Consider the following 18,489-nt stretch of genomic DNA (forward strand, 5'->3'; position numbering starts at 1 on the left):
CCATCATGAGGACGCAGGAACGTACTGAAGAGCAGCGGGCGTGGGACATCGCGTCTACTGTCTGCGATCCGGAGATCCCGGTCCTCACCATCGAGGACTTGGGGATCCTGCGCGGCGTGCGCGTCTTGCCGACGCAAGCGGCAGACCAGCCCGACGGCGGCGCCTCAAGTACCGCCGTCGAGGTCACCATCACGCCCACGTACTCGGGTTGCCCGGCGATGGACGCCATTGGTGACGATCTGCGGACGGCTTTTGCGAAGGAGGGCTACGCCAGCGTCCACATCAACCTGGTGTTGTCTCCGGCGTGGACCACTGACTGGATGACCGAGTCCGGCAAGGCCAAACTGGAGGAATACGGGATCGCTCCGCCCAGCGGCATGGCTGCCGCGGGTGGCCACTCCGGTCCTGTGCGCCTGAGCCTGGCCGTGAAGTGTCCCCAGTGCAACTCCTTGAACACCAAGGAACTCACCCGCTTTGGTTCCACGTCCTGCAAGGCACTGTTCGTCTGCCAGGACTGCAAGGAACCGTTCGACTACTTCAAAGTTCTCTAAGGAAGCAGCCATGACCACCGAAACACAGACGGCCAGCCGCCGTCGTGCGTCTTTCCATAACCTGACCGTGGCTGAAGTCCGGCGCCTCACGGACGATGCCATCGAGGTCACGTTCGGTGTTCCCGCCGAGCTCGCCGGCCAGTATGACTACCTTCCCGGCCAGTACGTGGCATTGCGCACCACGCTTCCTGATGACAACGGTGAGCCGCACGAGGTCCGCCGCAGCTACTCCATCTGCGCAGAGCCGCGCAGCTTCGAGGACGGCAGCAGTGAGATCCGGGTGGCCATCAAGAAGGACCTCGGCGGTATTTTCTCCACGTGGGCCAACGCTGAGCTGAAGGCCGGCGATGTCCTGGATGTCATGAGCCCGCAGGGCGCGTTCATTTCGCGTCACGGCAAGGATGGCTCGTCCGTCCAGCACAACGTCATGAACTCCATGAACCATCCGGAGGAGTTGGCGGGGGAGCCCGGCAGCTTTGTGGCCATCGCCGCAGGCTCGGGCATCACGCCGGTGATCGCGATCGCGAGGACACTGCTGGCCGCCAACCCCGAGACCCGCTTTGACCTGGTGTATGCCAACAAAGCCGCCATGGACGTGATGTTCCTGGAGGAACTGGCGGACCTGAAGGACAAGTACCCGTCGCGCCTGGCGTTGCACCACGTGTTGTCCCGCGAGCAGCGCATTGCGCCGCTCATGACTGGTCGGATCGATTCGGAGAAGCTGCAAGCGCTGCTGAGCAGCGCCATTCGATCCGAGGATGTTGACGAATGGTTCCTGTGCGGGCCGTTTGAGCTGGTCCAGCTGTGCCGTGACACCCTTGCAGCGCGCGGCGTGGAGCCTGAGCACGTGCGCTTTGAATTGTTCACCACTGGCCGTCCGGACCGTCCCGAGGGCAACGCCGGCCGTCCCGTTGTGGAGGACGAGTCACAGGACACCTTCAAGATCACGTTCACGTTGGACGGACTGACCGGCGATGTCGCCAGCCCCACCCACGCCCGGGAGTCCATCCTCAACGCTGCTTTGCGCGTCCGTCCGGACGTTCCGTTTGCCTGTGCAGGCGGCGTTTGCGGAACCTGCCGTGCCAAGCTGATCACCGGTACGGTGACCATGGATGAGAACTACGCCCTTGAACAGGACGAGCTGGATAAGGGCTACGTCCTTACTTGCCAGTCCCACCCCACCAGCGAAGAAGTTACCGTCGACTTCGACGTCTAAGGAGTCCCATGATCGAGCTCTCCATTGCCAACGGCATTGCCGAAATCGTCCTCAATTACCCGGACAAGCTGAACTCGCTGAACGAGGACGCGCTTGCCCAACTGGACAAAGCGTACGACGACGCTGCTGCCGCCGCCTCCCGCGGTGAGGTGCGGGCACTGCTGCTTCGCGGAGAGGGACGCGCCTTCTGCGCCGGCCGCGACATCGCCGCCGTGACTCCTGAAACCGATGACGCGCAGGCGTACCTCGGCGGACTCGTGGAGCCATTGCTGAAGAAGATGGCTGCGTTCCCGGCACCGACGTTCGCCGCCGCTCACGGTGCTTGCTTGGGTGTTGGACTGGGATTGTTGCTTGCCACCGATGTTGTGTACGTGGCGGACAACGCCAAGTTCGGCTCACCCTTTGCCAAGCTGGGAGCCACGTTGGATTCCGGTGGGCACTGGTACTTCGCCGAACGGCTCGGTATGCACCGCACTTTGGACCTGATCTACACCGCCGACCTCATGAGCGGCGCCGAAGCTGTGGCGCAGGGGATGTTCAGCAGGGCCATGCCGGCGGATGTTTTGCTGGAGGAGACGCGGGCCATCGTTTCCCGTGTTGCCGTTGGTGCCACCGAAGCCTTCAATGCTTCGAAGGAACTCGTGGCACACATTCGCGATCAGCGCCTGGGCCTGTGGGCTTCCATGGCCGAGGAAAACTCGGAGCAGGCGCGGCTGTGCAAAACCGACGACTACGCCGAAGGTTTCCGTGCGTTCCAGGAGAAACGGGCGCCGGTTTTCAAAGGCTAGACGAAGTCCTTCAGGAGCTTGTACCCGGCCACTTTGCCTTCCAAGGATATGACCGCCATGTCCTGATCCGTGGTGGTTACATCGGTGAGGGCGCCATAGGTGAGTGCAGGTACGGCGGAGCCACTTTTCATGCACGGGAATGCCCAGAACGAGCCTGAACCGGGAGCATCCTTATAGGGTCCATCGGGCGGCATGGGATACGTTGCCTGCTCCAAACAGACAAAGACATCTTCAAAGCTTGTGCCGCGGAATTTTCCAGTCCGGGTATCAAGGAGATTCTGACTCATCGGGACGCCGGCAATGACAAGGTCGCCATGGCTCGCTGTGGGAATAAGTTCACGGGTATTCCATCCGACATCCACGGGTTCGGTCTCCCATGAGACGTCGCCGGTGAGGGGTTTGTAGCCAACCAGCTTCGATTTGGCGCTCCGGTATTTGCCTGAGGGAAACTCGATGAAACCCTCCGTGAACTCGCACCGGACGGGAAAGGAATCCCCATCCTCCAACGTGGTGGCCTCGGTTCCGATTGTCTGTGAACAATCCAGGGTGGAGCCGTCCGCCGTCCACAACACCTGCCCGCTGGAAGCCCGGAAGCCTACCGTCTTAGTGGTTTCGCGCAGGTTCATCGACAACGATTGTTTGGTCAGATTTTGGGGTTCAACACCCGTTGGGTTGATTCCGACCGAGCCCACATAGAGGTCCAGTTTTTCGGAGTAGGCGAAGTGCCGGCCGAAATCGGTGGAGGCCCCTTTACCAAATACCTTTTCCAGCTCCAGTTCCCACAGGACCTCGCCGTAAGCGACGTGGGCCAGCTTTTCGACGCCGTCCTCCACCACTGAGTACAGTTCTTTGCCCACCGGCCCGAAGACCCCGGTAAGCGGGTTGATATCAGCCCCTCCGGACTCCTCTCCGGATTCAAGGTCCACCCAGTGCTCAACCGACTCGGACTTTTCGTCATAGGCGATGAAGCACAGATCGAAAAATCCATCGCAGGCGAAGGGGCGGGTGCTGACCACTTCCGGCCGTCCGCGGTACAGTTCCTTGCCGGTGTTCAGATCAAAGGCAACAGGCGCAGTCCACCATGCCACGTCAGTGTCGAGGCCAGCCGGTGCAGAAGCGGCCTGCAGGAAGATCGCGGCGCTCCGTCCCGCGGCTGTCCTGCTGACAACGGGCTCCAAGGGAACCGAAGGTGCCTCGTAGCCCGGATGGACGGGCTGAGTCCACAGTTGTTTGCCATCGGCAACGGAAACGGCGTGGGCAGAGACGCCTGTCGCGCTCTTGGCGTAAACCAGCGCAACACCGTCGGCAACCACAGGCTGGCCGATCGGTTCGAGCGCCACCTCCCAGGCCGCCGTCGCAATCTCCGTGTTTCGCTCCAGCGGAGGGCTGCTCGGCGCTGGTGTCGTAGCAACGGGCAGGCCGGGGATCGGGAATGCGGTGCACGACGCCAGCAAGATCGCTGCACCGACGGCTACGATACCGAGTCCCACAGACTTCAGGCGGGCAGAAAGAGGCGCCGTTGGAGAGTGATTCATGGTTCCCCCAGGAACATCAATGGTTCAGCACCTGCAGGGCGGAGTTCCAAACCAGAAAAGGCCAGCTAAGCGTGGCTCAGATAGAGAATACAGCTCACCTACCCGGATGGTTGCCTCCGGTTGTCTCACCAGCCAAAGGTGTTCGTCACGAGGAACCATCTGGTAGATCTTGGGCACCCACATTATCGGTTGCCGGCCGGGGCCGGGGCCGGGATGGCTATCCTTGGGAGATGAGTGACGTCGCGCGTTCCACTATTGCTTTCGAAGGGCAGTTCGCCCGGTACTTCCCGGAGATGGCTGTTCCTTGGCGGGCAGACGAAGCTCCCGAACCGCGGCTGGTGGCACTCAACCGGCCACTCGCCGTCGAACTCGGTTTTGATCCTGACTTTCTCTCGAGCCCGGAGGGCGTCCGCCTGCTGATCGGAAATGCCGTCCCGGAAGCTGCAACACCGGTAGCTCAGGCCTACTCAGGTCACCAGTTCGGCTGGTACTCACCGCGTCTTGGCGACGGGCGGGCTTTGCTCCTCGGCGAGATTTCCGGTGCCGACGGGAAGCTCCGCGACATCCACCTCAAAGGTTCGGGGCGTACGCCTTTCGCAAGAAACGGGGATGGCCGGGCTGTGGTCGGTCCGATGCTGCGGGAGTACATCGTCAGTGAGGCCATGCATGCTTTGAATATTCCCACTACCAGGAGCCTTGCCGTCGTCAGGACAGGGAGCCAGGTGCAGCGCGAGAGGCTCCTTCCAGGGGCGGTCCTGACCCGGGTGGCCAGCAGCCATGTGCGAGTTGGCAGTTTCCAATACGCCAGGGCCGGCAACGACCTGGGCCTGTTGCGCCGGCTGGCCGATCATGCGATCGAACGTCACCACCCGTCGTCGGACCGTGAACCCAACCGTTACTTGGGCCTTCTTCAGGATGTCGTGTCTGTCCAGGCGACACTTGTGGCGCAGTGGATGTTGGTCGGGTTCGTGCACGGGGTGATGAACACGGACAACATGACTGTGTCTGGCGAGACCATCGACTACGGTCCCTGTGCTTTCATGGAGGGCTTCGACCCGGGAGCGGTTTACAGTTCCATCGATGAAACAGGCCGCTACGCCTACCGCAATCAGCCGCTGGTAGCAGAGTGGAACCTTGCGCGTTTTGCCGAGTCGCTCGCGCCTCTCATCCATGAGGATGAGGAGCAGGCGGTGTCCCTTGCTGTCGAGTCACTGAAGGGGTTCCGCGAGCAGTACAGCGCTGCCTGGTTCGCGGGCATGAAAGCCAAGCTTGGGCTACCGGAGCGAATTGACGACGACGTTGCCTCACCCTTGGTGGATAACCTGCTTGTGCTGGTGCAGGAGGCGAGGGCGGATTACACCTCGTTCTTCCGCGTTCTGGGAAAGGCGGCCCGCGGGCAGGCTGAACCCGCACGCGGAATGATCCTCGACCTGGCGGCGTTCGACGCCTGGCTGGATCGTTGGCGGACACTGAAGCCGGATGCGGATGCCATGGACAGGGTCAACCCGATCTACATCCCACGCAACCACTTGGTGGAGGAAGCGCTCGCCGCCGCAACAGAGGGGGACGTGGTGCCATCGGAGCGGTTGCTCGAAGCCATATTCGATCCGTACAAAGAACGCCCTGGGCTGGAAAAGTTTGCCGCCCCCGCGCCCGAAAGCTTCGGACCGTACCGGACTTTCTGCGGCACGTAACTGAGCGGGGGCCAGCCAGGTTGAGATTCTGCCTGCCTGTTTCCGACCCTGCCGTTCCGCTTCAACCGGTCCCTCGGAACGATGATTCATCGTGAGGACGATCTTCGTGTACCACCAAGGCAGTACATAAGTGCACACCCAGGGGTGACGCGCGCGGCTCCACTATCCACAAGGCTGGAGATAGGGGGCGCATGGTGTGCCCGTGGAGAGGCACGGTTGAAGAGGTCTGTTAGGAAAATGCTGATGGGGGCCGCTGCCGTTGGGGCGGTACTGGCGGTCGGCCTGGCGACCACCACCGTGGTGAATGTGGTTGCCAGTGAATCCGAGAGCCACCGGATTGAATCCTATGGCCAGCGCGTGGAGGTTAACGGCGGCAAGATGAACGTCTTCATGAGCGGGGCAGGGGAGAACATTGTGCTCTTGCCCGGGTTTGGTACCTCTTCTCCCGTCCTTGATTTTGCGCCGTTGGTCAGGGACCTCGCCACAGATCATCGTGTAATTGTTGTTGAACCCTTCGGCTACGGCCTCAGCGACGGCACTGATCGGGAACGGACCACGGAGAACATCGTCGCGGAGGTCCACACGGCCCTTGAGACGCTGGGTGTTGACCGGTACGTCCTGATGGGACACTCCATCGCAGGTATTTACGGCATTGAGTACGCAGCCCGCTATCCGCAGGAAGTATCAGCGTTCGTGGGCATCGACTCCAGCGTTCCCGGACAGCCCGGCATGGACGCCGGGTTCCCTACCGGGTTGCTCTCCGCCGCGAAGAATCTCGGTCTGCTCCGCATTGTCGCCGCGCTAAATGATGGCTACAGCGACGTGTACTCGGAACATGCCCGTGAGCAGATGCGGATGCTCAGCAACCGCAACTCCATCTCTCCCACTTACCTCAACGAGATGACCCACATAGCCACCAATTTCGAACGTGCCCAGGGAACGGTCTTCCCCGAGGCGCTGCCCCTTCTTCTCTTTGCTGTGTCTGAGAACGCACAGAACCCGGACTGGCTGGGACTTCATGAGAGGCAAGCAGAGAGCGTCTGGGACGGTACCGTGGTGCCCCTCCCGGGTGAGCACTACCTCCATCACACGCACGCCACGGATATCGCTGAGGGGTTCCGGAGTTGGAAAGCCGGACGGAGCCTTTAGGCCAAGACCCGGCTACAACGCAAGTGTCCCGCCTGATGGGGGATCAGGCGGGACACTTCAACTCTAATGCCGCTAGCTGGTAATTGACCGAGTGCCTTGCTTGGTGCGTGCGCCCGGCCCGTTACCACGGCGGGCCCTGCTCTCGAAGCCAGGGACCGCCGTCGTGCTTTCCGCTACGGGTGACCCGGGCGGCTCTCGCAGGCGATGCGGTCCCCGTCGCTGTCAAGACCTGCTATGTCGCCGTACCACGGGTAGTAGTAGTCGAACCAGTCCTGGGCCTGACGCCATGTGGCAAAGTCCGTGCAGTTCTTGGTGTTGCCAGGGTTCGCCGGCGGCTGCGGGGTGACCGGGGGAGTCACGGGCGGCTGCGGCGTGGGCGGAGGTGTTACAACGGGCGGAGGGGGAGGAGAGCACGTGTTGCCTGTGATTCCACCTGTGCCGCCGTTGACGAAGCGGTACATGAACGCTGCCATGGCGTCACGTGCCACGGGCTGGAGCGGGTTATAAGCGCGGCAGCCATAGCCGATGTCCCAACCTGTCGAGATGCCCTGCGCGGCAAGCCAAGTGATCTGCTTGTAGAACTGGGTTCCTACAGGGACATCCTCGAACGGGGAAGTGCCCGGCTCGGAGAAGTCCGGGTTGCCGCCGAAGCGGTACAGGAACGCTGCCATGGCGTCACGGTTGACGGGCGTGAGGGGGCGGAAAGTCTTGGAACCGTTCGATTCGGTCCAGCCCGTTGAGATGCCGCTCGTTGCCAGCCAGGTGATTTCCTTGTAGAACTGGCTCGACGGCGTCACGTCAGTGAACGGCGACGTCGCAGGGGGAGTAAAGGCAGGTTTGCCGGCCAGGCGGTACAGGAACGCTGCCATGGCGTCACGGTTTACGGGGCTGAGCGGACGGTAGGTGCGCGTCCCGTTGGCTTCTACCCAACCCGTGGAGATCCCTTGCGATGCGAGCCAGGAGATCTCTGCATTGAACTGGGTGGAACTGTTGACGTCGCTGAACGTGATCGGCTCTGTGGGAGGAGCGTCCACGGCGATTGTGGGAATGGTGACCTGCGTGGTTGCACAGGAGCCTTGGATGGCCGATGAGATGGCCGCCGATTCAGCTTGGTCGATTGCCAGCTGCCAACGGTATTTCACCAGTACCCAGTCTGTTGCGTATTGGCAGGCTGTTCCTGCCAGCGGCGGCATCCATTCGGCCGGGTCGCGATCGCTCTTGGACTGGTTCACGTTGTCGGTCACAGCTTCGAGGGCCACGTCCAAGGTGAGGTCGTTGGCGTAGTCGCGGCGCTGTTCGGCCGTCCAGGCGCTTGCGCCGGAACCCCACGCTTCGGCGAGTGGGACCAAGTGGTCGATGTCGACGTCGGAGGCGTTTGTCCATGTCGCGCCGTCATACCAAGAGGTCCACTTACCTGTTGCCACAGTGCAGTTACCGGGATTGAACGTCACGGGTGTCAAGGATTCGAGTTGAAGGACCTCGGAGCGTGTATCGCAACCGTCCTGATCGGAGTCCACCCAATGCTGGAAGAGGTCGCGGTTGTAGCCGGTATTTGATTCGGCCGCGACGGTCAATGATGAGAGAAGAGAAGCGACGCTGGCTTTGTCCGAAGCGATCGCGGTTTGCGGCAAAAAGACAGCCGCCGACGCGGTCAGCGATAGGATCGCCAACCACGAAAGTGCCTTGGGCATCTGGGTTCCCCATATTCGATTAGAGCGCTCTGAGCAGCGCATACATCATGGGATCGTACAGGCGGGATGGCTTCCGTCAGGAACCTTGTCACCTCGTGACTCCAGCGTGGCGGGCGTACTCTGGGTCCATGGAGTCCGAGGTCAGGACTGTAGCTCTGCGGACCGGCATCAGTGTTCCCTGTTTTGTCCGAGGTCACCTTGAGCAAACGGTCGACGACGGCGGCACGCCGTTGGTTATGTTGCACGCCTGGGGTGAGTCCTGGCGGAGTTTTGAGCGGTTGATTGCCGCACTCCCGGATGTGGTTGTGGTGGCACCGGACCTGCGTGGACATGGTCTTGCTGAGAAACCTCCGGGCGGTTATTCGTTGGTGGAGGTAGCCGAAGACGTCGTGGCCCTGTTTGATGCCCTGGGCCTTGTTCGTGCCCACGTGCTGGGTTCGTCCAGCGGGGGGTATGTGGCGCAGCAATTGGCGGTGGCGCGGCCCGATCTTGTGGCATCGCTGATTTTGGTGGGGGCGCCGTTGAGCCTCCACGGCACGCCGGCGTTTGCCGCCGAAGTGGATTCTCTGACTGATCCGATCTCGGAGGAGTGGGTGCGCGGGTCATTGTCCTGGTACCGGCTGCTGCACACCGTTCCCGCCTCCTATATAGAGGACCGTGTACAGGACGGTCTGGCCATGCCCGCGTCTGTTTGGAAGGAATCGCTGCGAGGCTTCTACGAAGCCGTCCCGCCGACGGAAGCCGGCAGTATTTCAACGCCCACTCTGATTCTCTGGGGTGCCTACGACCACCTGGTGCCGCGGAACCATGAAGAGACCCTGGCACGGCGCATCCAGGGATCCCGTCTCAAGATCTATGAGGAGACCGGGCACCTGGTGCTGTGGGAATGTCCGGAGCGGGTGGCGGGGGATGTGGTGGGGTTTCTTGGGTGATGTACGGGGCGGCCCTCGTCGATTCCCCCCTACAGGTGCACCTGTTACGGTGCTCCTGTTCCGGAGGTAAAGCAGCAAGCCCCTGCACCTCTGATATTCAGTGCAGGGGCTTGCTACATTCGGACGCGTTCTACTCGACTATCAGTTGCCCTTTTCGAGTGCGTGTGCGGTCACGTAGGCGCCCAGCTGGTCCTTTGATAGAGCCGTTGCGATCTCCGAGATGGCTGTGGTGTCTGCGACGACGATCGACTGACCATCCGTCGAAGTTCCCGTCCCGAGGGTTGGCAAAGTAAACATAACGGTGTCGTTCGCTCGAAGGTCCTTCATGCCCAAAGCGAGGCTACCGATGGCTGTGGCGTCGAAACTCTTGTCGACGCTGATAAATGGAGAAACTGCGCTGACCATACTGTTGACAGTCACGGGGTTGGTTAGTGTCTCACGAGCGATTGTCTTGCTGATGATCGCCTTCATGTACGCCTGTTGGTTTCGCACGCGCTGGTAGTCGCCGTCATTGAACGACATTCGTTCCCTCACAAATGCAAGGGCCTCGTCGCCGTTCAGGGTCTGCTTGCCTGCTTCGTAATAATGGCCCTTCATGGGGCCCTTGGCCGGAGCAAACGGAATCTTCACGTCAACTTCTACGCCGCCCAAGGCATCGGTGAGGCCTTTGAATCCTTCGAAGTCGACCATGGCTACGTGGTCAATGCGCTGCTGAAAAAGCGACTCCACAGTCTGGACCATGAGCGGGACACCGCCCTGGGCAAGAGCCGAGTTGATCTTGGACTCTCCCTTGCCGGGGATGTCCACCCATAAGTCACGCATAAGGGATACGGCGTAGACGTTCTTACGGTCTGCCGGAATGTGAACCAGCATAAGGGTGTCGGCCCGCTGGTCAGTAGACACAGGGGTGTCGACATCGAGTTCAGCAGATCCACGGGTGTCACTGCCCATCACCAGGATGTTCATCGCAGCCGTGCCGTTGACAGGTTCCGCCTTCTGCGGTCGTGTCGATTCTTCAGGAAATGCAGTTTCGATCTTCGTAGTGCCCGAGTTGAAAGTCTGCGCCAGATTGAAAATGTAGGCGCCTCCTATGAGGCCAGCAACCAGCACTGCGGCGGCGAAGCCAAGGAGTACATTCCGCGCAGTTTTCTTGCCGCTTTTCTGACGTCGGGGACGGGACTCAGCAGAGGGAGTTTGGGTGTCTGTCGGGAGCGTCATGTGTTCCTTGATGTTGGCATCAGCAGTGATGATTCTATCAAGGTGCAGAAGTTGCCAGCTCATTGACCGTTCAGACGCGGTCGCTGGAGGGAGTTGCTAGGAGACCAGGGAACGAAACTCTGTCGATTTCACGCCCCACCCATTGGTTACTTTGACAGAATAGGTCCCCTTGGCCTTGGTGGTTATGGCACCGACGTTGACCGTGATCATTTGGAGCTTGGGGTTCATTCCTTTCTGCAGTCCGTATGCGGTGTTTAGACTGCTTGCCTTTACCAACTTCTCAAGTGGTTGCCCCTTTTGGCTGGACCACTTCAGTGTGGCTGTACTTCCTCTTAAGTTGAAACCGACAATCTCGACTCGTCCAGATTCGGGGAAAAAATACGTGTCGGTGATGATGGGGGTTGTTAGTCCCACCTCGATTTGTTTCGTCAGGGAAGTGCCAGTTCCTTGGCAGGTGAAGTACTCATCCCACATAAAGGAAATGACTTTCTTGGCTGTACCCATCTGTTGAAGCTGGCGGTCCAGCCTCGCCTTGGTTGTCTGTCCGCGAAGACTGTCAGCGCAGCCGTTTGCAGTCGTTGCTGGCGCCATCCCTTCCAGATTGGCCCAAAGCACAGCCCCTGTTCCTGAAATCCCTGAGGCCGCTGCGGAAAAGTAGTCCTTGTTGGGGGCGAGGTACTTGTTGCCCCATGTACCTTCGCCCACGATAGTCGCCGCGAAGGGATCAACCGCGGAGTTGGCATCGCTGCCGCTGAACGCTCCGCCTTTGCCGGTGCCCATGCCGTCCTGGATCGCGATATTTAGCACAAGGCCTCCCGCGGTCTGGGCGATTCTGCGGATCCCCTTGCGCGCCTTTTCTGGACTGATTCCCCCGTCAACTCGAGCGTCGATGTACGGACTCACGACCGCCTGACGTGTGGGGAGGTAGCGATGAATGGCACGATTTTGGACTCTGTATATGTCTAGGATCGAGTCGAAGGCGGGACTATCGGTCAGTGGCATCTCGGTGTGGTGGTAGAAGCCGGCCAGTCCTGGTGTGTCGTTGGTTGTCGCTTGGTAGGACAGGAACCGCTCAGTAAAGGCAGCGAGCGTCTCCTGGTAGGAGATGTCCGGAAGATATGGAAGCTCAGTTCTTTTCGCTGGAGCGGGCATGCCAGCAAAGAACTTCATGCCGAGTTTGGTGGCTGCTTTTGCCAGCGAATGAGATGGATCAATTGCGGATGAACTGCTGCCACCGACAACCACAACGTCGTACTTGCCGTTGGAGGAGACGCAGCCTTGCCCCAGTTTGGGCAGAACCAGCACTGAAAAGGATTGTCCCTTGTGTGTGACTTTGCGATCGTTCGGGCACTTGAGAGCCGAACTTCCCCAATTGCTTCCATCCAAGAATGTGAAATAGCGATCAATGCTAAGGGAGCCAGCGGCGACCCTGGCACAATTCTTCCCGTTAATCAGGCAGTCGGGGGGAATCGAATCGAGGGTGGCAGGCTGGAGTGATATTCCGAAAGTGATGACAGTATCGCCGCCGGATGCCTTGATGTCTGCCAGTTTCCTATAGTTCGTAGCGTCTCGAGAGCTAGCGGAGATGAAGTATCCGGTGATCGGGTACGTCGGGTCGGCTACCTTTGGGCTGGGCGTGTTTGAAGCCTCGGGGCTGTGCGTTTCAGCAGTTTGAAGCTTTGCTTCGTCGTGTTGGACGGAACTCGGCCCGGCGGTAACCAGTATCGCAACGGAGAGCCCAGCGAGTGCGGCCACCAAACGTCGGAGTTTCGTGGGGAAGACTGGTTTTTGGGACCAATTGGGAGATGCTTCACACGTAGGCAGCTTGCGTAGCGGCATGTCTTCCTTGGTTTCGGCTGGGGGCAGGTACGACTCTAGCAAGGCGAAGGACCGCCACGGACATGAGGACTCCAGGAGCGCTCCCCGAACTGGAAGGCCGTAAAGTAGCGGAGAAGGGCCGACTCTAATCCATACGATAAACTAATCCGGGTCGCCCTCCGATGGTGGACGTCCGTGCGCCGCCAAGTCTCAGGCGGTTGCGTTCGACAGGACACTGACAGCGTTCTGAAACATATTCAACGGGGGGAAAGTTGGGCACCGGAATCAAACGTGTTCGAGCCGCGCTTGTGGTTTTGATGCTGGCCATTCTTGGGTTCCTTGGAACCCAGCCTGCAATCGCTACCGAAACGGAACCCGGACCTGGGCAGGAAACCGGGCAACCAGTCGACCCGGGAACGCCTACGACGCCGCCGGTCATACCTCCAGTAGTTGTTCCTCCCATTGTTGAACCAGTTCCGACCCCGACGCCCTTGGACCCAGAGCCTACGCCTGCCCCGGTTCAGCCTTCCGAGGAGCCCGCACCTGTCGTTCCGGCTGTCACGCAGCCCCCGGTCCCGCCTGTCGTTGAACCAGTCGTTCCAGTCGCGCCGGCTCAAAACTCACCAGTTCCTGTCACTCCCACCGATGCTGAGGTCCAAGGCTACTTCGTCGAACCGGAAGCGCCGGCAGAGACCATAACGCCTTCCGCTGAGCCCACGCCCACTCCCACACCCGAGCCCACAAAGACGGTCGCTCCGCCGGTTGTCAGCGCGGACATCGCGGGCCCCCTGAAGGTAGCTTTGGCACCGGTTGCTGATAATAACCCTATTGTCCAAGGCCTTACCGTCCTCGTGTTGATCCTTCTGGGTGTTGCCTACTTCCGCGCTCTGCGATCTAAGGGAGTCCCCGGACCCCGCCTCAACGGCAAGTAGGCCGATGGGTTACTCCCTCCCCGGGAAAAAGGCCGCGGAAAATCCTGCATTCGCGATGCGCCTCATGCTCCTCACACACTCGTACTGGCCCGAACACAGTCCTCCACAGCGCAGGTGGATGTCCTTGGCACGGGAGTTTCGGCGGGCTGGGTGGGATGTCGATGTCGTGGCTCCGGTGGCGCATTATCCCAACGGCCGACGCAACCTGCCCCGCCGGGAGGCTGGGATTGCCTTTTCACATCAAAACGGACCCCACGGGGAAACGATCCGCCGTGTTCCGTACTTGCGACACTTGGGCACATCGTCCTTGGCGCGTTTCGTAGATCAGCTTTTTTCGGCTGTCATGTCCGTTCCCGCAGGGCTGGGTGGCAAGAAACCAGATGCAATTCTTGCCACTGCGCCGAGTCTCCCTACGCTGGCCACTGGATACGTCCTCTCCAAATTGCGCAGGGTGCCATTAATTGTCGAGATGCGAGACGCCTGGCCGGATCTCGCGCGAGATGCACGAATGGTCCAAGGCAGCGTGAAAAGCCTAGTTGAGCGCGTTGTGGAATACGTGCAACAGCGGGCGGATCTGGTGGTGACAGTGACAGAGGGCTTTGCGGACACGCTGCGGGATCGGGGCCTGCAAAATGTGGTCACTGTAAGCAACGGACTCGATCTCAACTCAATACCGTTTCTGGAACCGCCCGCAACGCAGCGCGACACCTTCCACGCCCTTTACCTAGGCAACCACGGCAAAAGCCAGCGCTTGGATATACTCATCCGCGCGAGCGCACTCTTAGGTGACGCCTTCCATCTGACTCTTGTCGGCCATGGCACCAGCCGCCCCCAGTTGGTGAAGTTGGCACGTGAACTGAACGCACCGGTGACGTTCTTTCCCTCCCTTCAAGGGCCAGAAGTGGTGGAAAAATACCGTGCGGCGGACACGTGCATCGTTTCCCTCCGCGACGACTGGAAGTCTTTTGAGACCACAGTGCCGTCCAAGACGTATGAAGTCCTTGCTATCGGCAGGCACGTCACAGCCATCGTGCGGGGTGAGGCTGAACGGATCATCCTCGAGGCTGGAGGGGGCGACGTCGTACCCGCGAACCCTGAGGCCGTGGCGCAATTGTGGCGTGAGCTCGCAGCAGACCGTGGTCGGTTGGCGTCCGGCGCCAGTGGACGTGAGTGGGTTCGCGACAACGCAGATTACGCTCAGCTAGCGGTCAAATACATGGAGGCAATCTCTGCTGTTGTGCGTCCGGGCTCCATCCCAGACCGGGAGCACTCGTCGTGATCCAATTCCTTCGCAATGTCAGGCTGACTGCTGGAACTATTTCTGAGCACATAACCGAGGCCCCGTTTGTCTTGGTACTTCAATTCTTGAGAAAGCTGCCGCCTGGTTTCACAAGGCCTGTTGCACGCTTCCTCTCAAGGCTTTCGCCGTCGTCAGGTCGACCTCTCTTCCTGTTGGCCAGCCTTGCCGCGGGACAGGAAGCGGGACTTATCCGTCGCTTTGAGACCTTGCAAGCGTCAGGCGTCGAAGCAGAGCCCGCCCGTAAAGCTGCTGAGGTCGCTGTCGCAGCGGGCCAGCCTCAATGGGCAGACACTCTCCTGAGGATGGCTGGCAGCTCTACGCGGACACCAGCGGCCGTGGCCAGACGCAGATGGTATGACGGCGATATGAGCGGAGCTATCGCTGTCCTTCAAGGGCGAACAGGCAGCATGGAGAAACAACGGCGGCGGCTCGAGTCGGAGCTCAAGGTGTTCAGCGGCTGGAGTCCAGCACTGCCGGCGGCGCCGGTGGAAGCGGAACCGCGTCGAGTGCTCCACCTGCTGACAAACTCGGTACCCCACACGGGAAGCGGATACGCGCGGCGGGCCCATTCCATCTTGATTGCACAGCAGGAAGCCGGCTGGGAGACTCTGGCAGCCACTCGTTTGGGGTACCCCGTTCAGATTGGAGCGCTGACCGCCAGGAAGCGGGACATCGTGGACGGGGTCCGATACGAGCGGATTCTTCCTGGCCGTATAGCCAGCACCATGGACGGCCGCTTACAGCAGCAGGCGTCCGCGCTTCTCACCATTGCCCGTGGATTCAGGCCTTCGATAATTCACACCACTACACACTTTGTTAACGGACTTGTGGCTCGGGAAGTGGCCAATGCTCTGGAAGTTCCGTGGGTCTACGAAGTCCGTGGGCAGTTGGCAGATACGTGGGCATCCAGCCGCGATGAAGCAGCCCGCAGCAGCGAACGGTACGAGCTCTTTTCTGCACGAGAATCCGATGTAATGCACACGGCTGACTTGGTTGTCACCCTTGGCGAGTCCATGAAGAAGAACATCGCCGCCATCGGTGTTCCGGAGGACAAGATCCTGATCAGCCCCAATGCTGTTGGGGGCGCCTATCTCACAACACCGCTGGACCATGGAGTAGCGCGGCAGGCTCTGGGCCTGGAACCAGACGACCTCTATATAGGGACCGTCAGTAGCCTTGTCGGCTACGAAGGCTTGGACGACCTCGTCACAGCATTTGCGCTGCTAGCGCCACGGCTGCCAAAGTTGAAGCTGGTCTTGGTAGGGGATGGCACGGCCGCTCCTGGACTCAAGGACCAAGTACAGCGTTTGGGACTTTCAGATCGAACCATCTTCACAGGGCGGGTTCGTCCTGAACAGGCGCGTCTTTTTCACTTGGCATTGGATGTTTTCGTAGTGCCTCGGAAGAATTCGGCAGTGACCCAGGCTGTAACGCCGCTGAAGCCCGTGGAGGCACTCGCCTCCGCTCGGCCGGTCGTGGCCAGTGACCTGGATGCTCTCCGGGAAATAGTGCAAGACGGCGTCAACGGCAGGATGACCAAGGCCGAGGACCCTGAGCGGCTGGCGGAAGTTCTGTTGGAGTTGCTGGAGGATGAAGGAATGCGTCGGCGGATGGGAATCGCCGGCAGGGAGTACGTATTAGCAACGAGGACGTGGCAGGCCAACGCTCAGGCGTACGGCCAAGCTTATGAAACTTTGGCGTCTAACTATAGGAGGAGGGTCCGCTGATGTCGGCGAAAAAGGCACTTTTGCCAGAGCCAGCAGTGGTGCAGCCGCTGGCTGTGGATATGCGGCGCTTGACGCGCGTCGGCGCGCGCCCTGGCTTCTTGGACTATCTTGTACAGCTTTGGGACTTCCGGGAGTTTATTTATTACGACGCCCGGGCGAGAGTCCAGAGCGGTACTCGTCGTGACCGCTTGGGCAGCGCTTGGCTCCTGCTCAACCCGATTTTCAACGGACTGACCTATTACGTGATCTTTGGGTTGCTGCTACAAACAAGCGGTGGCATTGAGAATTACGTTGGCTACCTGGTTATCGGAATTTTTATCTTCCAAGGAACCTCTGGTGCCATCACCAGCGGCGCCAGATCCATTCACAGCAACAAGTCCGTGGTTCAAGCGTTCAACTTCCCACGCGCTACGTTGCCCATTGGCCTGAATATCAGGGAAATGATGGCAAACGTACCCCTGATCCTAGCTATGCTCCTGATCATCGTGTTGATCCCGCCAGTGGAGAAAATTACCTGGCTGTGGGTGCTAATCATTCCGGCTCTACTGCTTCAGGCGCTCTTCAACCTTGGCGTTGGGTTGATCTTGGCGCGCATCATCTCGCGGGTCCATGACGCGACGCATTTGCTGCCGTTCTTCATGCGTGCGTGGATGTACGGCTCCGCCATTTTCTATTCGTACGAGCGCTTCGTAACGCATCCGGAATTGCTCGCTGTTTTGAAGATGAATCCGCTCTTCAACGTCATTGACATACTTCGCAATTGCATTCTCTATGCCCAGCCTCCTACCTGGCAGTCCTGGGCGACCCTCGCAGTCTGGGCGCTGGGCGCGCTTTTGGTCGGACTCGTCTTCTTCTGGCAGGGGGAGGAATCTTATGGTCGCGGCTGAGCAGGTCCTAGACGTTGAAGGGCATCCATGTGTAGTGGTGGACCGGGCCGCCATGGAGTACAGGGTGGTCACAACGGATTCAGAGGCGGTCGCCCAAGAACGCCGGGATACCAGTTTCATGAGCAGGTTGGGGCGTAGACCCAACACGGTCACTGTGCGTGCTCTCTACGAGCTGTCTCTAGTTGTTGAACGAGGCGAGTCCGTGGGAATCATTGGTCGGAACGGTTCCGGAAAGAGCACGCTGATGAAGCTCATCAGCGGACAGGTCCGACCATCTTCGGGCGCTGTCTTTGCTTCCAGTACGCCTATCATGTTGGGCGTCAACGCGGCCCTCATGCCTGACTTGTCCGGGCACCAGAACGTTGTGCTGGGCTGCCTTGCCATGGGGATGAGTCGGCAGGAAATCGACCAAAAGTTTGCGAGCATCGTCGAGCTCTGCGGGCTGGAAGATTCCATTTATTTGCCGATGAAGTCATATTCTTCCGGAATGGCTTCAAGGTTGCGCTTCGCAATTGCGGCGAGCATCGACCCTGAGATTCTTCTCGTGGACGAGGCCCTGAACACCGGTGATGCCCAGTTTGGCGACCGCAGCAAGCGACGAATGGATCAACTTCGAGAACAGGCTGGCTGCGTCTTCCTCGTCAGCCACTCGCTGGACACCATCACCAAGATGTGTACCCGGGTTATCTGGTTGGATAAAGGCCATCTCATCATGGACGGTGATCCTGCTGAAACTGTCAGGGCCTATCAGGATTTCACTGGCCAACTGGCGAAGGGCAACAACTTGTCCGCTGCCACAATTAGGGATGAAGCGCGTGCGAATCTTCAGATGACCGAAGTTTTGGCTAGAAGTAAGATGCGCAGGAGCCGGGCATGACGCGGAGTTCAACCTCGCTAAGAACGGCGGCATGGCACCTACGTAAAGGTGGCCTCTCGCAACTGCGGCAGTGGTATCGGCGCCAGAAAGCGCAGTCCGCTGGCACTTTTGGCACTGCTAAGGGAACCATGGTCCGCAACAAGGACGGTCGTTCGCTGTCTTTTGAGCCATTCG

Annotated in this window: 14 protein-coding genes; 10 read left to right on the forward strand and 4 right to left on the reverse strand. The window is 59.9% G+C overall.

The features are described 5' to 3' along the window. Positions 1-5 precede the first annotated feature (5 nt). From paaD to BLW08_RS16320, 3 genes are read left to right on the forward strand one after another with little or no spacing between them, the layout of a single operon-like run. Positions 6-551: a 1,2-phenylacetyl-CoA epoxidase subunit PaaD gene (gene paaD / locus BLW08_RS16310; protein WP_091326627.1), complete on the forward strand. Its 546-nt coding sequence runs from the start codon at positions 6-8 to the stop codon at positions 549-551. 10 nt (positions 552-561) lie between these two features. Beyond that, positions 562-1,767 (forward strand): 1,2-phenylacetyl-CoA epoxidase subunit PaaE, encoded by a 1,206-nt coding sequence (paaE, locus tag BLW08_RS16315; RefSeq protein WP_091326426.1) that lies wholly within the window; start codon positions 562-564, stop codon positions 1,765-1,767. An 8-nt stretch (positions 1,768-1,775) separates the two neighbouring features. Further along, on the forward strand, positions 1,776-2,555 hold the full coding sequence (locus BLW08_RS16320) for an enoyl-CoA hydratase/isomerase family protein (RefSeq protein ID WP_091326428.1): 780 nt from the start codon (positions 1,776-1,778) through the stop codon (positions 2,553-2,555). Here the strand turns inward: BLW08_RS16320 and BLW08_RS16325 are convergent. Next, the gene (locus tag BLW08_RS16325) at positions 2,552-4,090 is read right to left on the reverse strand and encodes a PQQ-binding-like beta-propeller repeat protein (RefSeq protein ID WP_091326430.1); all 1,539 of its coding nucleotides are present in this window, start codon (positions 4,088-4,090) and stop codon (positions 2,552-2,554) included. The two genes, BLW08_RS16320 and BLW08_RS16325, sit on opposite strands and share 4 nt — an antisense overlap. A 230-nt stretch (positions 4,091-4,320) precedes the next feature. Between BLW08_RS16325 and BLW08_RS16330 the strand changes: the two genes are divergently transcribed. Together BLW08_RS16330 and BLW08_RS16335 are read left to right on the forward strand one after the other, a co-directional pair. Further along, positions 4,321-5,784: a protein adenylyltransferase SelO gene (locus tag BLW08_RS16330; protein WP_091326432.1), complete on the forward strand. Its 1,464-nt coding sequence runs from the start codon at positions 4,321-4,323 to the stop codon at positions 5,782-5,784. A gap of 243 nt (positions 5,785-6,027) precedes the next feature. Beyond that, positions 6,028-6,933: an alpha/beta hydrolase gene (locus BLW08_RS16335; protein WP_091326434.1), complete on the forward strand. Its 906-nt coding sequence runs from the start codon at positions 6,028-6,030 to the stop codon at positions 6,931-6,933. A 173-nt stretch (positions 6,934-7,106) separates the two neighbouring features. On the opposite strand, the gene BLW08_RS16340 is transcribed toward BLW08_RS16335, so the two are convergent. Beyond that, positions 7,107-8,624 carry an S-layer homology domain-containing protein gene (locus BLW08_RS16340; RefSeq protein WP_091326436.1) on the reverse strand — a complete coding sequence of 506 codons (1,518 nt, stop codon included), beginning with the start codon at positions 8,622-8,624 and terminating at the stop codon, positions 7,107-7,109. A gap of 128 nt (positions 8,625-8,752) precedes the next feature. Between BLW08_RS16340 and BLW08_RS16345 the strand changes: the two genes are divergently transcribed. Further along, complete coding sequence (locus BLW08_RS16345; RefSeq protein WP_091326629.1) at positions 8,753-9,556, forward strand: alpha/beta fold hydrolase; 804 nt, start codon at positions 8,753-8,755, stop codon at positions 9,554-9,556. A 141-nt stretch (positions 9,557-9,697) separates the two neighbouring features. Here BLW08_RS16345 and BLW08_RS16350 read toward each other — a convergent pair whose 3' ends face one another. Then, positions 9,698-10,837: an LCP family protein gene (locus tag BLW08_RS16350; RefSeq protein WP_254779914.1), complete on the reverse strand. Its 1,140-nt coding sequence runs from the start codon at positions 10,835-10,837 to the stop codon at positions 9,698-9,700. 33 nt (positions 10,838-10,870) lie between these two features. Continuing rightward, on the reverse strand, positions 10,871-12,529 hold the full coding sequence (locus BLW08_RS16355; protein WP_139244914.1) for a hypothetical protein: 1,659 nt from the start codon (positions 12,527-12,529) through the stop codon (positions 10,871-10,873). Between the two features lie 1,113 nt (positions 12,530-13,642). Here BLW08_RS16355 and BLW08_RS16365 point away from each other — a divergent pair. The 4 genes from BLW08_RS16365 (at position 13,643) to BLW08_RS16380 (ending at position 18,315) form a co-directional block, all read left to right on the forward strand. Beyond that, a complete protein-coding gene (locus tag BLW08_RS16365; protein ID WP_254779938.1) occupies positions 13,643-14,803 on the forward strand; it encodes a glycosyltransferase family 4 protein in 1,161 nt (386 codons plus the stop codon). Between the two features lie 386 nt (positions 14,804-15,189). Continuing rightward, positions 15,190-16,551 carry a glycosyltransferase gene (locus BLW08_RS16370; RefSeq protein WP_254779915.1) on the forward strand — a complete coding sequence of 454 codons (1,362 nt, stop codon included), beginning with the start codon at positions 15,190-15,192 and terminating at the stop codon, positions 16,549-16,551. Continuing rightward, positions 16,551-17,438: an ABC transporter permease gene (locus BLW08_RS16375; protein ID WP_175538736.1), complete on the forward strand. Its 888-nt coding sequence runs from the start codon at positions 16,551-16,553 to the stop codon at positions 17,436-17,438. Before BLW08_RS16370 ends, BLW08_RS16375 begins: the two co-directional genes overlap by 1 nt. A 118-nt stretch (positions 17,439-17,556) precedes the next feature. Next, a complete protein-coding gene (locus BLW08_RS16380) occupies positions 17,557-18,315 on the forward strand; it encodes an ABC transporter ATP-binding protein (RefSeq protein WP_254779940.1) in 759 nt (252 codons plus the stop codon). Positions 18,316-18,489 lie beyond the last annotated feature (174 nt).

It is taken from the genome of Arthrobacter sp. cf158, assembly GCF_900106835.1.
GTDB lineage: Bacteria > Actinomycetota > Actinomycetes > Actinomycetales > Micrococcaceae > Arthrobacter.

Coding starts and splice junctions, on each gene's coding strand:
- paaD (WP_091326627.1), top strand. CDS start 6: ATGAGGACGCAGGAACGTACTGAAGAGCAGCGGGCGTGGGACATCGCG.
- paaE (WP_091326426.1), top strand. CDS start 562: ATGACCACCGAAACACAGACGGCCAGCCGCCGTCGTGCGTCTTTCCAT.
- BLW08_RS16320 (WP_091326428.1), top strand. CDS start 1,776: ATGATCGAGCTCTCCATTGCCAACGGCATTGCCGAAATCGTCCTCAAT.
- BLW08_RS16325 (WP_091326430.1), bottom strand. CDS start 4,090: ATGAATCACTCTCCAACGGCGCCTCTTTCTGCCCGCCTGAAGTCTGTG.
- BLW08_RS16330 (WP_091326432.1), top strand. CDS start 4,321: ATGAGTGACGTCGCGCGTTCCACTATTGCTTTCGAAGGGCAGTTCGCC.
- BLW08_RS16335 (WP_091326434.1), top strand. CDS start 6,028: ATGGGGGCCGCTGCCGTTGGGGCGGTACTGGCGGTCGGCCTGGCGACC.
- BLW08_RS16340 (WP_091326436.1), bottom strand. CDS start 8,624: ATGCCCAAGGCACTTTCGTGGTTGGCGATCCTATCGCTGACCGCGTCG.
- BLW08_RS16345 (WP_091326629.1), top strand. CDS start 8,753: ATGGAGTCCGAGGTCAGGACTGTAGCTCTGCGGACCGGCATCAGTGTT.
- BLW08_RS16350 (WP_254779914.1), bottom strand. CDS start 10,837: ATGAGCTGGCAACTTCTGCACCTTGATAGAATCATCACTGCTGATGCC.
- BLW08_RS16365 (WP_254779938.1), top strand. CDS start 13,643: ATGTCCTTGGCACGGGAGTTTCGGCGGGCTGGGTGGGATGTCGATGTC.
- BLW08_RS16370 (WP_254779915.1), top strand. CDS start 15,190: ATGAGCGGAGCTATCGCTGTCCTTCAAGGGCGAACAGGCAGCATGGAG.
- BLW08_RS16375 (WP_175538736.1), top strand. CDS start 16,551: ATGTCGGCGAAAAAGGCACTTTTGCCAGAGCCAGCAGTGGTGCAGCCG.
- BLW08_RS16380 (WP_254779940.1), top strand. CDS start 17,557: ATGAGCAGGTTGGGGCGTAGACCCAACACGGTCACTGTGCGTGCTCTC.